Annotated in this window: 15 protein-coding genes; 7 read left to right on the top strand and 8 right to left on the bottom strand. The window is 70.6% G+C overall.

Annotated features, from left to right (window positions below; genetic code table 11):
• Positions 1-232 precede the first annotated feature (232 nt).
• Both AB0M08_RS37745 and AB0M08_RS37740 read left to right on the top strand, forming a co-directional pair.
• Positions 233-400: a hypothetical protein gene (locus tag AB0M08_RS37745; RefSeq protein ID WP_364504493.1), complete on the top strand. Its 168-nt coding sequence runs from the start codon at positions 233-235 to the stop codon at positions 398-400.
• Between the two features lie 38 nt (positions 401-438).
• The gene (locus tag AB0M08_RS37740; protein WP_364504491.1) at positions 439-804 is read left to right on the top strand and encodes a hypothetical protein; all 366 of its coding nucleotides are present in this window, start codon (positions 439-441) and stop codon (positions 802-804) included.
• Between the two features lie 141 nt (positions 805-945).
• On the opposite strand, the gene AB0M08_RS37735 is transcribed toward AB0M08_RS37740, so the two are convergent.
• Together AB0M08_RS37735 and AB0M08_RS37730 are read right to left on the bottom strand one after the other, a co-directional pair.
• Entirely contained in the window at positions 946-2,028 is a 1,083-nt protein-coding gene (locus AB0M08_RS37735) for a DUF5919 domain-containing protein (RefSeq protein WP_364504489.1), read from the bottom strand.
• A gap of 53 nt (positions 2,029-2,081) precedes the next feature.
• Entirely contained in the window at positions 2,082-2,306 is a 225-nt protein-coding gene (locus AB0M08_RS37730) for a hypothetical protein (protein WP_364504487.1), read from the bottom strand.
• A 338-nt stretch (positions 2,307-2,644) separates the two neighbouring features.
• Here AB0M08_RS37730 and AB0M08_RS37725 point away from each other — a divergent pair, with 338 nt between their 5' ends.
• The 4 genes from AB0M08_RS37725 to AB0M08_RS37710 are packed head-to-tail and all read left to right on the top strand — an operon-like array spanning position 2,645 to position 6,468.
• Complete coding sequence (locus tag AB0M08_RS37725) at positions 2,645-3,097, top strand: carboxylesterase family protein (protein ID WP_364504485.1); 453 nt, start codon at positions 2,645-2,647, stop codon at positions 3,095-3,097.
• A gap of 17 nt (positions 3,098-3,114) precedes the next feature.
• The gene (locus AB0M08_RS37720; RefSeq protein WP_364504483.1) at positions 3,115-5,100 is read left to right on the top strand and encodes an NADPH-dependent 2,4-dienoyl-CoA reductase; all 1,986 of its coding nucleotides are present in this window, start codon (positions 3,115-3,117) and stop codon (positions 5,098-5,100) included.
• A 10-nt stretch (positions 5,101-5,110) separates the two neighbouring features.
• Entirely contained in the window at positions 5,111-5,923 is an 813-nt protein-coding gene (locus tag AB0M08_RS37715) for a crotonase/enoyl-CoA hydratase family protein (protein WP_364504481.1), read from the top strand.
• Complete coding sequence (locus tag AB0M08_RS37710; protein WP_364504479.1) at positions 5,914-6,468, top strand: PadR family transcriptional regulator; 555 nt, start codon at positions 5,914-5,916, stop codon at positions 6,466-6,468. The genes AB0M08_RS37715 and AB0M08_RS37710 overlap by 10 nt, the downstream gene beginning before the upstream one ends.
• Positions 6,469-6,725: 257 nt before the next feature.
• On the opposite strand, the gene AB0M08_RS37705 is transcribed toward AB0M08_RS37710, so the two are convergent.
• The 5 genes from AB0M08_RS37705 to AB0M08_RS37685 all read right to left on the bottom strand — a co-directional run bounded on the left by AB0M08_RS37705 (position 6,726) and on the right by AB0M08_RS37685 (position 13,052).
• Positions 6,726-7,766, bottom strand: a complete 1,041-nt coding sequence (locus AB0M08_RS37705; RefSeq protein WP_364504477.1) for a HAMP domain-containing sensor histidine kinase — start codon at positions 7,764-7,766, stop codon at positions 6,726-6,728.
• A gap of 114 nt (positions 7,767-7,880) precedes the next feature.
• Positions 7,881-9,716: a subtype A tannase gene (locus AB0M08_RS37700; protein ID WP_364504475.1), complete on the bottom strand. Its 1,836-nt coding sequence runs from the start codon at positions 9,714-9,716 to the stop codon at positions 7,881-7,883.
• Positions 9,717-9,818: 102 nt separating this feature from the next.
• Positions 9,819-11,657, bottom strand: a complete 1,839-nt coding sequence (locus AB0M08_RS37695) for an alpha-glucuronidase (RefSeq protein ID WP_364504473.1) — start codon at positions 11,655-11,657, stop codon at positions 9,819-9,821.
• 148 nt (positions 11,658-11,805) lie between these two features.
• Complete coding sequence (locus tag AB0M08_RS37690; protein WP_364504514.1) at positions 11,806-12,576, bottom strand: YhjD/YihY/BrkB family envelope integrity protein; 771 nt, start codon at positions 12,574-12,576, stop codon at positions 11,806-11,808.
• Between the two features lie 59 nt (positions 12,577-12,635).
• The gene (locus AB0M08_RS37685) at positions 12,636-13,052 is read right to left on the bottom strand and encodes a MarR family transcriptional regulator (RefSeq protein ID WP_364504471.1); all 417 of its coding nucleotides are present in this window, start codon (positions 13,050-13,052) and stop codon (positions 12,636-12,638) included.
• A 131-nt stretch (positions 13,053-13,183) separates the two neighbouring features.
• Between AB0M08_RS37685 and AB0M08_RS37680 the strand changes: the two genes are divergently transcribed.
• Entirely contained in the window at positions 13,184-14,626 is a 1,443-nt protein-coding gene (locus AB0M08_RS37680; RefSeq protein ID WP_364504469.1) for an MDR family MFS transporter, read from the top strand.
• Positions 14,627-14,973: 347 nt separating this feature from the next.
• Here the strand turns inward: AB0M08_RS37680 and AB0M08_RS37675 are convergent, their stop codons facing one another.
• The gene (locus AB0M08_RS37675; RefSeq protein ID WP_364504467.1) at positions 14,974-15,501 is read right to left on the bottom strand and encodes an O-acetyl-ADP-ribose deacetylase; all 528 of its coding nucleotides are present in this window, start codon (positions 15,499-15,501) and stop codon (positions 14,974-14,976) included.
• Between the last annotated feature and the right edge of the window lie 2 nt (positions 15,502-15,503).

Below are 15,503 nucleotides of genomic sequence, written 5' to 3'. Positions count from 1 at the left end.
GCGTGAGGCACCCCGGATCGCCAGCCGATCGGCCGAGGCGCCCTGGGCCGCCGGCTCACCGCCCGCGGGGGTGCCGCCCGGCCGGTTCACGACCGGACCCCGACGGACATGAGCCGGCGCTCGGAGACGGAGTCAGGGTCGCATTCGGCGCGTGGATGCCAGCTGCGGAACGGGCCATCGGCGCGCTAGCGTGGCGGCGAAAACCGAGAACGCCGACCTCAGAGGGTGCCTCATGTCCGACGATCCGCACCCTCATGACGAGGAGATTCCCGGCGATCTCGTCATTCTCGGCCCCGAGGAATTCCTGGCGATGCTGAAAGAACGCCTCGACGAGGGGAGGCTGAGCCGCGCGGAATACGAGACCCTGCCGGCGGAGATCCAGAGATCCATCGGCGCCTGATCGGCGCCTGGTTCGCCGGTGTCTGTCACCATGGCGGCATGAGCCTCGCCGCGGTTCGGGAGGACGTCGCCGTCATCGACGAGCTGCTGCGGGAGATCGCCGAGCGGCCGGTCGACCTGAGTGACCCCGGCTGGCTGCCCCGGCTCCGGCGTGGCCCGGCGGCGGTGGACGAGGCCGGGGTCGCCGCCGAGGCGGGCGCCGCGCTGACCGCGCTGCTGGACGCGTACGAGAAGGAGGAGGATCGCGCGGAGGTCAGGGAGATCTTCCGGGCGCACCGGTACTTCCGATGGGCGGTGCATCTGCCGGGGGAGTGGGAATCGGCGGCCGAACTCCGCCGGCACCTGATGCACGTGTCCGCGATGGATCAGGGCGCCGATCCCCGGGACCAGCTGCTGACGATCTGAGGTCTCTGCAGGGAGGCCCGGGAGCGCGGTATCGACATCGAACCCGTGGTGCGCGAGGTCGCCGCCGTGTCGTCCGATGAGGATCACTACGACTTCGGGTCGACGCGGGCGCTGATCATGCGCGGGCTGGAGACCTGAGGATCAGCGGGGAGTCAGGCGGAGCAGGAACACCTCGCCCGTGCGGTCCGGCGGGTAGCCGCCGTACTTGCGGTCGAAGAGCGCGAGGACTCCGGCGTCCTCCTCCAGGCGGATCAGCTCGAAGTCCGGCGCGGGCTGGTCGGCGAGCTGTCCGGAGAGGCGGGGCGGCCAGGCGGCGCGGGCGCCGAACGACGCCACCCCGGCGCCGCGCAGCACCCGCTCGGCGAGGCGGTTGGCGAGCTGGCCGGTGCCGTCGACGTAGACCTCGTGGTCCGCGCCGACGTACGGCACCGCCACGGTGTCCAGGTCCTCGTCGCCCTGGGTGAGGGTGACCGTGAGCGACCAGTACCGCTCCAGTGAGTGGATGTGGTCGCTCTGTTCCCAGAGCTCGTCGAAGCGCCGGTCCACGAACTGTCCCCACGGGCTGGCCATGTCCACTTCGAGCTGGGGCACGTCGAAGGAGAGCTTGCCGATCGGGAAGAACGAGATCAGCGCCCGCCCGTCCCACTGGTACAGCTGAATGGAGGGTGACGCGTCGTAGACCCGGACCTGCAGGCGCCCGGTGTCGTCCAGCTCGGCACGGAACAGGTGCAGCTGGCGCAGGTTCTCCATGATCTGCGCGGCCACGTCGATCTGCCGCCGCTCCAGCTCGTCGGCGCGCTGCCGGGCGGCCGCCGAGTCCGGGTCGAGCAGCAGCACCCGGATGGTCGCGCCGTGGTCGAGGGCCTTGCGCATGGCGTCGAACGTCCGCAGCCGGCTGCGCCCCTCCAGCAGGATCGTCCAGGTGTCCAGGATGCGTACGTCCCGGTGGGTGTCCCGCATCTGCTCGATGAAGCTGGTCTCGTCGAACCGCGCGTGCTCCTGCACCCGGGCCTTCCGCGCCTCGTCGAAGATCGGATCGAAGATCAGGTACGACACCGCGGCGAGCACCAGACTGGACCCGAGGTTCAACATCAGATCACTGGTGAACCCCCGCGTGGACCCGGCCACCACCAGCATGGCCAGCGAGGCCAGAAAGAGGATCCCACCGACGACCAGGGTACGTCTCCGCCACCGATACACGCCCACCCCCGAATAGAAGGTCATGATCGGCGATGGTGACGCCCCTGTGCAAGCGCCCGCATATCGTCCGACTTCGATCAGCTTGCCGCGGGGGCCTTGGTGGCGTACGCCGTGGTGTAGGTCTTGGCAAGGTCCACCTGGTCCTTCTTGCCCTTGACGTTGGGGGAGAACTGGCTCAGCACCTCCAGGACGTTGGCGGCGCCGTCGGGCTTCATCACGCCGTCGGCGTTGAACATGCCGATGCTGTCCTGGATCGCCGTCGCGTAGAGGGTGGGGTCGCCGGCGGCGTACTCGGCGGGCATCGTCGCGGCGACGGCTGGCGCACGAGGGCGACCGGCCCGCGGTGCCCAAGGGGCAGTCGGCGGTGACCGTGCACCTGGTCAGCGAGGCGCTGCGGGGCTCGGGCGAGCCGCGGACGGCCGCCGAGATCGCCGACGAGCTGGGCATCTCCCGGGCGCCCCGAACACCGCTACCGCTGGCTGGTCGTGGGGCTGCGGTAGCACACCTACCGGATCTCTCTTTCACCGAATCCTCAGGTGGCGGTGCTTACCTTGATCCGCATGACCGGACTGCTGAACCGCATCTCGTCGGTGCCCGTCTGGGCGGTCCGGTACGCGCGAACCACGCGTGCCCTGGCCCAGTGACCGCCGACATGATCGCCGCGCCGGTCGTGCTCACCACCGCGGGCCCGGTCCAGGGTCTGCTGGCGCTCGACGACGGCCTGGCGATCTTCCGCGGGATCCCGTACGCGGCCCCGCCGGTCGGTGCGCGCCGCCATCAGCCGCCGGTGCCGCCGGAGCCGTGGACCGAGGTCCGCGAGGCGTTCGAGGCGGTCCCGGAGTCGCTGGTCGTCGGCGTCTGGACCCCGTCGACCGTCGGTCGCGCACCGGTCCTGGTCTACCTGCAGGGCGCCGGTCCCGCCGCCGATCCCGCGGTGCCGGCCCGGGGCGGTGTCGTGGTGGTGGTCGCCCGCTACCGGATCGGCCCGTACGGATGGCTCGACCAGCAGGCCGCGCTCCGCTGGGTTCGGGAGAACATCGCCGGATTCGGCGGAGATCCGGCCGTACTGACCTCCCGGAACATAGTCAATTAGTTGTATAGTCACGGGTCATGTACCCGACCCTGCTGAGCCCGCTGGACCTCGGCCACACCGTGCTGCGCAACCGCGTGGTGATGGGCTCGATGCACACCAAACTCGAGGACCGCGCCGGCGACCTGCCCAAGCTCGCGGCGTACTTCGCCGAGCGGGCCCGGGGCGGGGTCGCTCTGATGGTGACCGGCGGGTACGCCCCGACCTGGCGCGGCTGGCTGGCCCCGTTCGGCAGCATGATGACCAGTGGACGGCACGCCGACGCGCACCGCCTGGTCACCGACGCGGTGCACGAGCACGACGGGAAGATCGTGCTGCAGGTGCTGCACGCGGGGCGGTACTCCTACCACCCGTTCAGCCTCGGCGCGTCCGCGCGGAAGTCGCCGATCACGCCGTTCCGGCCGCGCGCCATGTCGGCGCGGCAGGTGGACCGGACCGCCTCGGCCTTCGCGCGCGCCGCGGCCCTCGCCCAGCGCGCCGGATACGACGGCGTGGAGATCATGGGCTCCGAGGGCTATCTGATCAACCAGTTCCTCGCCGCGCGCACCAATGACCGTACCGATGAATGGGGTGGAACCGCCGCGAAGCGGATGCGGTTTCCCCTGGAGATCGTCGAACGGACCCGGGAGCTCGTCGGCGCGGACTTCATCGTGCAGTACCGGATCAGCCTGCTCGACCTGGTCGACGACGCGCAGAGCTGGGACGAGACGGTCGAGCTGGCCCGTTCGCTGCAGGACGCGGGCGTGACGCTGTTCAACACCGGGATCGGCTGGCACGAGGCGCGGGTGCCGACGATCGTGACCTCGGTGCCCGCCGGCGCCTTCACCTGGGTGACCCGCAAGCTACGCGACGAGGTATCGGTTCCGGTCATCGCCTCGAACCGGATCAACCGGCCGGAGGCCGCCGAGCGGATCCTCGCCGACGGCGACGCCGACCTGGTGTCGATGGCGCGGCCGCTGCTCGCCGACCCGGAGTGGGTGGCGAAGGCGGTCCAGGGCCGGGAGCGCGAGATCATCACGTGCATCGCGTGCAACCAGGCGTGCCTGGACCACACGTTCAAGAACCAGCGGGCGACCTGCATGCTCAACCCGCGGGCGGGCTTCGAGACCGAGTTGGTCCTGCTGCCGACGCGCCGGGCCAGGAACGTCGCGGTGGTCGGCGCGGGCCCGGCGGGACTGGCGGCGGCGGTCGAGCTCGCCGGGCGCGGTCACCGGGTGACCCTCTTCGAGGCGGCGGACGAGATCGGCGGCCAGTTCCGGCTCGCCGCGCGGATCCCGGGCAAGGAGGAGTTCGCGCGCACGCTGGACTACTACCGCCACATGCTCGACATCCGCGGGGTCACGGTGACGACGGGTGCACGCGCGACCGTGGATGACCTGACCGGTTTTGATGACGTCGTCGTGGCGACCGGGGTCACGCCGCGCATCCCCGGCATCCCGGGTGTCGACCATCCGAAGGTGCTCACGTATCAGCAGGTCATCGAGGGTGCGCCGGTGGGGGAGCGGGTGGCGGTCGTCGGCGCCGGCGGGATCGGGTTCGACGTCGCCGAGTTCCTGCTGCACGCACCGGGCGAGAGCCTGGAGGACTGGATGCGGCGGTGGGGCGTGACCGATCCGGCGCGCGCGCAGGGCGGGCTGGCCACCAGGGTCAAGGCGCGGGCCAAGCGCGAGATCCACCTGCTGCAGCGTAAGGAGACCGCGCTCGGCAAGGGGCTCGGCAAGACCACCGGCTGGGTGCACCGGGCGACGCTCCAGGACGCCGGGGTGGTCATGGTCCGCGGCGCGGAGTACGTCCGGATCGACGACGAGGGCCTGCACACGGGGAAAGGCCTGATCGCCGCGGACACCATCGTCCTCTGCGCCGGCCAGGAACCGGTCCGCGACCTCGTCGCGCCGCTCCAGGAGCGGGGCGTCACCGTGCACGTCATCGGGGGCGCCGACGTCGCCGCCGAACTCGACGCCAAGCGCGCGATCAAACAGGCGACCGTTCTCGCCGCGGCAATCTGAGGGGCACACCGTGAAATACCTCGACAAGAAGATCAAAGACGGTCTCGCGTACGTCACCCTCGACCGGCCGGACAAACTGAACGCGCTCACCCTCGACACCCTCGACGAGCTGATCCGCACCGCGCGGGAGATCCGCAAGGACCGGACGATCCGCGCCGTGGTGATCTCCGGCGAGGGGCCGTCGTTCTGCGCCGGACTGGACATCGCCGGGACGCTCAAGACGCCCGGGCGGGTCGCGAAGGCGTTCCTGCCGAACCCGCTGCTCGGCACCAACACGTTCCAGGAGGCCTGCTGGGCGTGGCGGCGCGTACCGGTTCCGGTGATCGCGGCGGTCCGGGGCCACTGCTACGGCGGCGGGCTGCAGATCGCCCTCGCGGCCGACTTCCGGTACGCCACCCCCACCTCGAAGTGGTCGGTCCTCGAGGGCAAATGGGGCATCATCCCGGACATGACCGGCGTCCGGACGCTCACCGAGGTGGTCGGCGTGGACGTCGCGAAGCGCCTCACGATGACCGCCGAGACGATCGACGGCACCGAGGCGCACCGGCTCGGCCTGGTCACCGAGTTGGCCGACGATCCGCTCGGGGCCGCCACCGCGTTCGCCGCGCGGCTCGCCGAGAAGTCGCCGGACGCGGTCGCCGCCGCCAAGCGCCTGATCGACGGCGCGCTGACCGGTAGGGCCCGCCGGACGTTCGCCCGCGAGCGGTGGACCCAGATCCGGCTGCTCCGCCTGCCGAACACCGGCATCCTGCGCCGCGCCGTCCTGAGGAAGGAGGTCCCGGCGTTCCGGCCGAGGGCCACTAAGCTTCCTCCGTGGCACTGAGGAACGCGCTCCTGGCGGCGCTGATCGACCGCGAGTCGTCCGGTTACGACCTGGCGAAGCGGTTCAGCGCCTCGGTCGCCAACTTCTGGACGGCGACGCCTCAGCAACTCTATCGCGAACTCGACCGGATGGAGTCCGCGGGCCTGCTCTCGGCCCGCCTGGTCAAGCAGGAGAAACGCCCCGACAAGCGCCTCTTCTCGGTGACCGAACTCGGTCGTGCGGCATTGAAAACCTTCACTGCCCAGGACCCGAAGCCGACTACCGTACGGGACGAGCTGCTGATCCAGGTCGAGGCGCTCGCCCACGCGGACGTGCCCAGCGTCCGCGCGGCGATCCGCACCCGGATGAGGCTGAGCGCCCAGCGGGTCGAGGCCTATCAGCGTCAGCTCGCCGAGATCCTCGGCACCCGGACCCACGAGGAGTTCCTGGCCACCGGCAACCGGATCGGCCCGTACCTGACGCTGCAGCGCGGCATCAGCTTCGAGCGGGAGAACATCTCCTGGGGAGAGCTCGCGCTCGATATCCTCGCCCGCCGTTTCCCCTGATCGGTACGGTGATCAGCGGCGCCGGCCGCTCCCGGCCGCGGGCACGCTCGCCGACCCTCACGGTGATCGCCAGCGTCCTCCTGCACGGCCCGGGCACCGTCCTGCTCGCCCGCCGGCCTCAGCCCGCCGTGCCGCCTGACGCTGTACACCACGCTGATCGGCGAGGGCCGGCGCGCCGACCTGGTCCCGGCGTTCCTCGCCGCCAGGAGCGCCGACCACGGCTGAGCGCGTCCGTGGCGCTGCCGGGACGAAAACGGTCAGGACACCCGGAACGGCAGTTCGACGGTGAAGACGGCGCCTTTCCCAGGGCCGGGTGACGCGACGGTGATGGCGCCGCCGTGTGCGTGCGCGATACCCCGGGCGATGGTGAGCCCGATGCCGCTGCCGCCCGCGGGCGCCGGCCGTCCCGGACGGTTGACGCGCTCGAACCGGCTGAAGATGCGCTCCAGGTCGTCCGCCGCGATGCCGATCCCGTCGTCGGCGACCTGGATCAGGACGTGCGGCGTGGGCACGGCGGCGGCACCGACCCGGATCCGCACCCGGCAGCCGGGGTCGCAGGCGCCGAGCGCGTTGCCGAGCAGGTTGACCAGGACCTGGGTGACCCGGTCCGGGTCGCAGTCGGCGACGAGCGGGGCGGGCGCGTCGACCGCGAGGGTGACCCCCTGATCGTGGTACTGCGGGCGCAGCCGGTCGGCGACGGCCCGGGCCAGCGCGGCGACGTCGGCGTGCCGCCGGTGCAGCACCAGCGCGCCCTCCTCGGTGACCGAGAGGCTGGACAGGTCGCCGGCGAGGCGTTCGAGGCGGGCCAGGTCGTCGGTGAGCGAGGCGAACGTGGCCTCGTCCGGTGTGAAGATGCCGTCGGTGAGCCCCTCGATCTGACCGCGCAGGATGGTGATCGGGGTCTTCATCTCGTGGGCGATCTCGGACACCAGGCGGGCCCGGCGGCGTTCGGTGTCGGCGAGCGCCGCCGCGAGCGTGTTGACGTCGTGGACCAGGGCGGCGAGGTCGGGTTCGTGCGGTGTGGGCAGCACGTCGCCGTAGTGGCCCCGGGCGAGCCGGCGGGTGGCCGTGCGGACCGCGTCGAGCGGGCGGAGCAGGAGGCGGGAGAGCAGGATCCCGGCGATCACCGCGAAGACCACACCGGTGAGGACGCCGATCTCGATCGCCACGTCGGCGTCGAAGTGCTTGCGGTTCGGGCCGCTCATCAGCTGGACGGCGAGCAGCACCGTGCCCTGGACGACCAGCATCACGAACACGTGGGACAGGACGAGCCGGCTGCGCAGCGACAGTCTCCTCACCGGGCGCTCCTCATGGCCGGGACACGCGGTGCGGTCATGCTGCCGGTCCCCTTTTCGGTCACAGTCCGGGTTCTCCGGTACGGAGGTCCGCCCGTACCGGAGAACCCATGGTCGTCACTTGGCGGCGATCTCCTTGACCCAGGCGATGAAGTTCTCGACCGCGTCGCCGCTGCGCTCGGCCATCGTGTGGGCCAGCGCCCAGACGGTGGCGAAGTCGACGCTGCCGACGCCGTACTCCCGCAGGGCGAGCGCGAGGTTGACCTCGGTGGCGTTGGCGGTGTCACCCTGCATGATGCCGGTGCGGATCCGCCAGTGCCCGGCGACCGTGGACTTCTGGTAGCCCTCGTAGCTGCCGTTCAGGTAGTACAGCGGCGAGTACATGCCGACCCGGTAGGTGACGTCCTTGCCGACCGTGTCGGTCGTGGCGAAGTCGCTGGTGTAGCCCGCCGAGGCGAAGTCGTCCTGCCACCCGGTGAGCGTGGCGAACGCCGCCTCGTTGGCCTCGATGACCTGCCCGGAGACCGCGGCGAAGTGCAGCCCGCTCGCGCCGTCGCCGAACACCACGTTCTCGCCGACGCTGCGGTCCGGCCCGTCGAAGGCGCCGACGCTCTTGGTGGGCGTCTTCTGGCTCTTGACGAACCCGGACAGCGAGGCCACCTTCGCGGTGTTGCTCGCCGTGTCGTAGGTGGCCCAGTGCCCGTCCTTGTTGAGGTGCTCGAAGTACTCCTCCACCGTCTTGTAGGTGGTGTCGTCGGTGGCCGGCTGCCCACCGGTCATCATGCCGCCACCGGCAGCCGCGCCGCTGGGCATCCCGGCACCACCCGGTGCGCCCCCGCCGCCGGGCGCCCCGCCGCCGGGCGCACCCGTGCCCGTACCCATGCCCGCCATGAAGGAGTTCGACGGCTTGAACGGGAACGTGGTGTCCTTGAGGAAGTCGTTCAGCGACTCGTTGACCACCGACAGCAGGTAGTCGTAGTAGCTGCCGGACAGGTAGATCCCGTCGTCGCCCTTGTCCAGGGTGAGCGTCTCGCCCGAGGACGGGTCCTTCAGCGCCAGCCTGTTCTGGTGCGCCGCGAACGCCTTGGCCAGCTCCTGCGAGTAGCTCTGCGTCCAGGTCCCGGCCGCGCGGGTGTCGGTCGAGAAGAACTGGCCGATGTTCCACTCGTACGACGCGTTCGCGTAGTCCAGGCTGGTGATCGGGCACCAGCACATCGCACCCGCCACCGCGTCGCTGAGGTCCTTGCCGGCCGCGTCGGTCATCGCCGCGCCGAGGCTCTCCAGGTACGGCGTGTACAGCTCGCTGTCACCGGAGACGCCCATCACCGCGCTCTGCGCCCCGCCGCCGCTCATGCCGAAGACCACCATCAGGTCCTTGTTCCCGGGGATCAGCGCGGCGTTGTACCGGACGTACCGGACCGCGGCCTTCAGATCGGTGATGCCCCACGGCGCGTTCCCGGAGTAGGTGGCGGTGGTGACGTCCCGGCCGCGAAGACCAGGATGAACATAGACATAACCCGCCTTCATGTACGCCGCGACGGCGTCGTACGAGTAGCTGGTCAGCGGTGCCTGAGCCGCATAGCCCGGGGTGTTCACCGGCAGCACGATCGGCGCGGTGCTCGCCGTGAAGTCACCCACGGTGCCCGTGGCGTCGACCGTGGTGGTGTAGGTCCCGTCGCTGTTCTCGGTGCCCTTCAGGTACTTGCCCGGCACGAAGACCGAGAGCGACTCGTAGTCCTCCGCGGCCGGCTTCGCCACGTAGTACGCGCCGATCTGGTAGTAGACGTCGTTGGTCTCGTCGTACTTCCAGGTCGCGCCGCTGAAGTCCAGCGACTTCGGTATCGCGGCCACGGATGACGTGTCACCCGAGTCGTCGCACCCGGCCAGCCCCAGGGCGCCGATGATCGAGGTGGCCGCCGCCCCCTGAAGAAGGGTTCGCCTGCGCAGTTCCATGGTGGTGTTCTTTCCTCTCGCATCCTGGATGCTCGAGTGAACCCGTCCACCATCAAGCTCCCACCGCGTCCCGCATGAAGCATTCGTGAAGGCGCCCGCCGGTCAGAAGATGCGGCGGCCGTGGCGGTCCGGGATTCCGGACTTGCGGAGGAAGTACGTGTTGACCTGGTCGCGCCACTCCTCGGCGCTGCGCAGCTGCTCGTCGAGTCGTTCCGCGACCCGCTCGTGGACGCCGGCCTCGACCAGCCCGTCCGCGTCCCGCCACCGCAGGCGCATCGCGGCCACCCGCGCGGCACCCGCGAAACGGGTGTCGTAGATGTGCTGGATGACCGTGACACCGCTTTGCAGCACGTGGGTGTAGGGCACGTGATGGAAGAAGAGCAGCAGTTCGTCGGGGCAGCTGTCCCGCGATTCGTAGAGTGACGCCCAGGGTTCCGGATACTGCCCGGTGAACCCGGTCCCGGTCGCGCGGGTCCGGTCCACGCCGATGCCGTCCCGATCGGCGAAATGGTAGGTCCCCCACGGGGTGTATTCGTACCCGTCGACGTCCGGCCCGTAATGGTGGCCGGGCCGGACCATCCAGCCGACGCCGAGCGGGGCGGTGTACCGCTCATAGGTCCGCCACGAGTCGTCCATCAGGTCGTGCAGGATCTCCCGTGCCCGGGGAAACGTCAGCCCGATCCATTCGTCGAGCACCTGCTCCGCGGTGAGCGCCGGATTCCAGGCGAGGCGGCCGAACGCGTACAGATTGGCCTGCGCGAGCGGATGACCGGTCCAGAACGGATCGTCACCGGCGTTCGACACGGCGACCAGATCGGTGCCGGTCAGCACGCCGGTCCACATCGGCGCCAGATAGCAGACGTGCCGCTGCTGGCCGGTGTATTCCTGGGTGATCTGGAGCTCGGTCGCGAGCCGGGTGCGCGGCATCCCGAGCAGGATCGGGGAGAGCGGTTCGCGTACCTGAAAATCCATCGGACCGTGCTTGACCTGGAGGATGACGTTGTCCCGGAACTGTCCGTCGAGGGGTGCGAAATGGTCGTAGGCGGCCCGCGCCCGATCGGTGGACCGGTCCCGCCAGTCCTGCCTGTGGTCATAGACGAACGCCCGCCAATGCACCACTGCGCCGTACGGTTCGAGGGCCTCGGCCAGCATGTTCGCGCCGTCCGCATGCGTGCGCCGATATTCGAACGGACCCGGCTGCCCCTCCGAGTCGGCCTTGACCAGATACCCCCCGAAATCAGGGATGAGACCCAGGACTCTCGCTGTCGCCTCCTTCCACCATTCCCGTACGACATCGTCCAGCGGGTCCGCGCTCGACAGGCCACCGGCCACCATCGGCGCCGCGAAGTTCACGGAGAGGTGGACGCGGATGCCGAAGGGCCGGACCACGTCCGCGATCGCGGCGACCTCGTCCAGCCGCTCGGTGAGCAGCCGCGTCTCGGCCGCGTGCACATTGACGTTGTTCACCGTGATCGCATTGATCCCGGTCGCCGCGAGAAGCCGCGCGTAATCCCGCACCCTGCCGATGTCGCGCCCCGGGCTCCAGAAGAGCGACCCACCGGAGTACCCGCGCTCGACCTGTCCCATCACCGGGTGCACGTCGACGTTGTCCCAGTGATCGAGCATCCGTCGTTCCCGCGCCGGCCGGTGCTCCTCATCGGCGCCGATCGGCCGCTCACCCCGCCGCAACACTTCGAAGAACCCGTAGAGAAGCCCGGCCGGTGCGCCGGCGGAAACCGCGATACCGCCATTCCGGCGCCCGAGACGAAATCCCTCCGGCCCCGTTCCGACATCCTCGATCGCGAGCACGAGATCCGCCGGATCCCCGGGCACGAAACCGGCCCGGGCCGCCTCCTCCCGCACGACCTCGAGGCCGTCCCCGACGATCCGCACCCGGCGGCCGGCCCACATTCCCGGTCGCAGCCAGGCATGATGGATCACGATCGATACATTATCAGCCGCGTGCGGGACCGCCGGGCCAGCGCTGTTCGGTATCGGGATCACGCTCCTCGACATGCTGGGATAGGCCGGACGACGTGGCGATGGCCCGTTCCCGTACGGAGGCGGGTCATCGCGCGCGACGTCGCGGTTACCGTCCGGCGCTCCTGGTCGCCGCGTACCCGGCGAGGACGATCACGTGCAGGACGTACAGCCAGAGGCCGATCGCGACCATGCCGCCCACCTCGGTGAAGCCGCCGAAGGGCGTACCCAGGTCGAGGGGTAGGGAGCTGAAGAGCAGGAAGCCGTGCAGGAAGCCGGAGAGGTTCGCGGCCGTGAACGATCCGATCAGGATCGTGGCCGGCCATCGCGGGCGGCCCGGGGCCAGGTAGCGGTAGACCCAGATCAGCACGGGTGTGAGCAGCAACCACGCGGCCAGGAAGGAGAGCACGACGCCGAGCGCCGGGTGCCAGCCGTCACGGATCCAGAGCCGGTTCGTGTACGGCAGCGTGGCGAACATCGCCAGCAGGAGCACCGGGGAGGCGGCCAGCGGCGGCAGCCAGAGCAGGCGGCCGCGCCACCCGACCAGGGATTCTCCGGAAGCGCTGATCGAGACGAACGCCCGCCGCAGCCCCTCGCCGTAGAGCGTCGCCGGGAGCAGGCTGGCCAGCGCGAGCAGCGGGGTGAGGTGCAGTCCGGCTTCGATCAGCGCGGACAGCGCCCGGGGTGTGCCGATCTCGTCCGGCAGCGAGGCGAGGGTGGGCCCGGTCAGGTCACGGATCCGGGCGGTGCCGGCGAGCAGTCCGGTGATCCACACGGCGAGCAGGGCGACCGGGACCACGGCGATCCCCGCGTAGAACGTGACCGCGGCGGCATGGAGTGCCACGTCCCGCCCCTGCAGGGGCCGGAACAGCCTCTCCAGGGGCCGGAACAGCCCCTGCAGGGGCCGGAACAGCCTCTCCGGCGGGCGGAACGGGACGATCACGTCGCGATCCGGTCGAGCAGGCCGATCAGCGTGGTGCGCTCGGTGGGGGAGAGCCCGGCGATCGCCTGGTCGCGGAGCCCATCGGCGCCGGAGCTGATCTCGGCGAGGGTCTTCGCGCCGGTCCCGGTGAGCTGGATCAGCGTGACCCGGCGGTCGGTGGGGTGCGGGCGGCGCTCCACCTGACCGCGATTGACCAGGCCGTCGACCATGTCGGTGACCGTACGCGGGCTGACGTGCAGGACGTCGCTGAGCTCCCGCATCGAGCGCTCGCCGCGGGACAGCTCGCCGAGCAGTTTGAACGTCGGCAGGGAGAGCCCGCTCGCGCGCAGCCCGGTGTCCATCGAGCGCCTGAGCCGGTGCCCGGCGGCCAGCACCGCGTCGACGACCTCGTTGCCGGTCTGCGGTCGGCCCACCGTGACTCCTCTCATAGACGCGCTCGCCGGATAGACGCTCGCCGGAGATGCTGAGTATCCTCACTATCCGACACCTCAGCAAAATCTCGTGATCGGATCATATGCGTATCAGTCAAAAAGTAGCCGTAGCCGTGGTCTTCGTGTCGTCGATGTTCATCAACCTGCTCGACGCCACCATCGTCAACGTCGCCCTGCCGCAGATCGGCCGGGAGTTCGGCCTCACCTCCACCGCGATCGAGAGCGTCTCGATCGCCTTCCTGGTCAGCCTCGCCGTGTTCATCCCGGCCGCGGGCTGGCTCGGTGACCGGTTCGGCGCCAAGCGGGTACTGCTCACCGCGCTCGCCGTCTTCACGATCGCCTCCGTGCTCTGCGGTCTCGCGCAGAACCTCGAACAGCTGGTGGCGTTCCGTGCGCTCCAGGGCGCCGGCGGCGGCATGATGACGCCGGTCGGCATGGCCCTGCTGTTCCGCGTCTTCCCGCCGCACGAGCGGGTCCGCGCCTCCGCGATCCTCACCATCCCCACCGCGCTCGCCCCGGCGCTCGGCCCGGTCCTCGGCGGTCTGCTGGTGATGGACCTGTCGTGGCGCTGGGTCTTCTGGGTCAACCTGCCGATCGGCGTGGCGGCCTTCGCCTTCGGGCTCATCGCCCTCACCGGCGAGAGCGGGCGGCGGGCAGGCCGTTTCGACCTTCCGGGTTTCGTCTTCTGCAGCCTGGGCCTCGCCTGCTTCATGTACGGGCTGAGCGAGGGCCCCCACGACGGCTGGACCAGCGCCGCGGTGCTGACCACCCTGATCGGCGGACTCGTGCTGCTGGTGCTCGCCGTGCTCACCGAGCTGCGTACCGAGAACCCGCTCGTCGCCGTCCGGCTGCTCGGCGACCGGCTGCTGCGCGCGTCCACGCTCGTGACGGTCTGCTTCACCGCCGGTTTCATGGGCACCCTCTACGCGATCTCGCTCTACTACCAGGATGGCCGCGGGATGACCCCGCTCGCCGCCGGCCTCTCCGTGTTCCCCGAGGCCATCGGTGTGATGTGCGGTTCCCAGCTGGCCAGCCGGCTCGTCTACCCGCGTCTCGGCGCCCGCCGTACGCTCAGCATCGGCCTGACCGGCGCCGTGCTCTGCATGGCCGCGCTCGCCCTGCTGGACGCGGACACGAACCTGTGGATCGCGCGTACCGAGATGTTCCTCCTGGGTGTCGCCGTCTCGCACGTCTTCGTCACCAGCCAGGCGGTGGCCTTCGCGACCATCCCGGCCCAGCAGACCGGCCAGGCCTCCACGCTCTTCAACGCGCTGCGCCAGGTCGGCGGCGCGGCCGGCGTCGCGGTACTGACCACGGCGATGGTCGCCGCGGGCCGCCCGATGCTCTCCTACCACTGGGCTTTCGCGGTCGCCGCCGTCTGCACCGCCCTGGCGCTCGGCTTCACCCAGATGATCAACGAGTCCGAGGCCCGCGCCGCCACCCAGCGCCCTGACCCCACCGCCACCGGGCGTCCTGACCCTGCCGCCACCCGGCCCGCTGCCCCGGATTCCGCTGATCCCGGGCCCGCCGTGCCGGAATCCGTGAAGATCGGCTGACGACGGACCCGGCGGAACGGGCGAGGCCCGCAGCGGCAGCCGTCGGGTTCGTGATCGACGCCGAGGCACCCCGGATCGCCAGCCCTGGCACGCGACCGTGTCCCCGATGCCTCTCCTGAAGTGTGCGACCGGGCCCTGGCGCTGTCCCCGGGGCACGCCAGCGTGTTCCGGCGTCGCCTCGCCCCATGCTGCGACCAGGTGTGGAATCGAGCCCGGGTTCCGTGCGTGGATGTCGGCCGGCCACCGGATCTTCCGCAGGGACGACGCCTTCGTCCAGCCGTGTGGAGTCTGCGACCGCGGGCGCACGTCCGGGGCCGTGCCGAGTCAGCGATCGCGGATGCGCGAGGTCAGCGGGTGTACTCCGAGGCTCGGAGGACGCGCTCGGCCACGGCGTGGGTGTCGGCGTCGAAGAGGACCATGCGGACCTGCTCCACCGTGGTCGCCGGCTCGTCGTGCAGGCCCGCGAGCGCCTGCACGACGGCGTCCTCCTTCGGCCAGCGGTAGACCCCCGATGAGATCAGCGGGAACGCGACCGTTCGCGCGCCCAGCCCCTCCGCCACGGCGAGCGACCTCGCATAGCACCCGCGGAGCAGTGGCGAACGGTCCTCGTCCGCGCTGAACACCGGTCCGACGGTGTGGATCACCCACCGGGCGCAGAGGCGCCCGGCCGTGGTCGCCACCGCCTGCCCGACGGGAAGGCCCCGGCCGTACCGGCTGGCACGCAGAGCCCGGCACTCCTCGAGGATCGCCGGCCCGCCCTTCCGGTGGATCGCGCCGTCGACCCCGCCCCCGCCCAGCAGTGACGAGTTCGCGGCATTGACGATCGCGTCGACCTGCTCGGCGGTGATGTCGCCGGTGACGAGCTCGATCCGCACCG

It is taken from the genome of Actinoplanes sp. NPDC051851 (genome assembly GCF_040681165.1).
Classification (GTDB): Bacteria; Actinomycetota; Actinomycetes; order Mycobacteriales; family Micromonosporaceae; genus Actinoplanes.
The sequence above is the reverse complement of the archived record's forward strand: the minus strand, read 5'-3'. Positions and strand labels throughout refer to the sequence as shown.

What these genes read in the sequence shown, in the direction of transcription:
- AB0M08_RS37730 (WP_364504487.1), bottom strand. Translation starts at nt 2,306, where the DNA reads ATGCCCGCCGAGTACGCCGCCGGCGACCCCACCCTCTACGCGACGGCG.
- AB0M08_RS37700 (WP_364504475.1), bottom strand. Translation starts at nt 9,716, where the DNA reads ATGGAACTGCGCAGGCGAACCCTTCTTCAGGGGGCGGCGGCCACCTCG.
- AB0M08_RS37745 (WP_364504493.1), top strand. Translation starts at nt 233, where the DNA reads ATGTCCGACGATCCGCACCCTCATGACGAGGAGATTCCCGGCGATCTC.
- AB0M08_RS37720 (WP_364504483.1), top strand. Translation starts at nt 3,115, where the DNA reads ATGTACCCGACCCTGCTGAGCCCGCTGGACCTCGGCCACACCGTGCTG.
- AB0M08_RS37740 (WP_364504491.1), top strand. Translation starts at nt 439, where the DNA reads ATGAGCCTCGCCGCGGTTCGGGAGGACGTCGCCGTCATCGACGAGCTG.
- AB0M08_RS37735 (WP_364504489.1), bottom strand. Translation starts at nt 2,028, where the DNA reads ATGACCTTCTATTCGGGGGTGGGCGTGTATCGGTGGCGGAGACGTACC.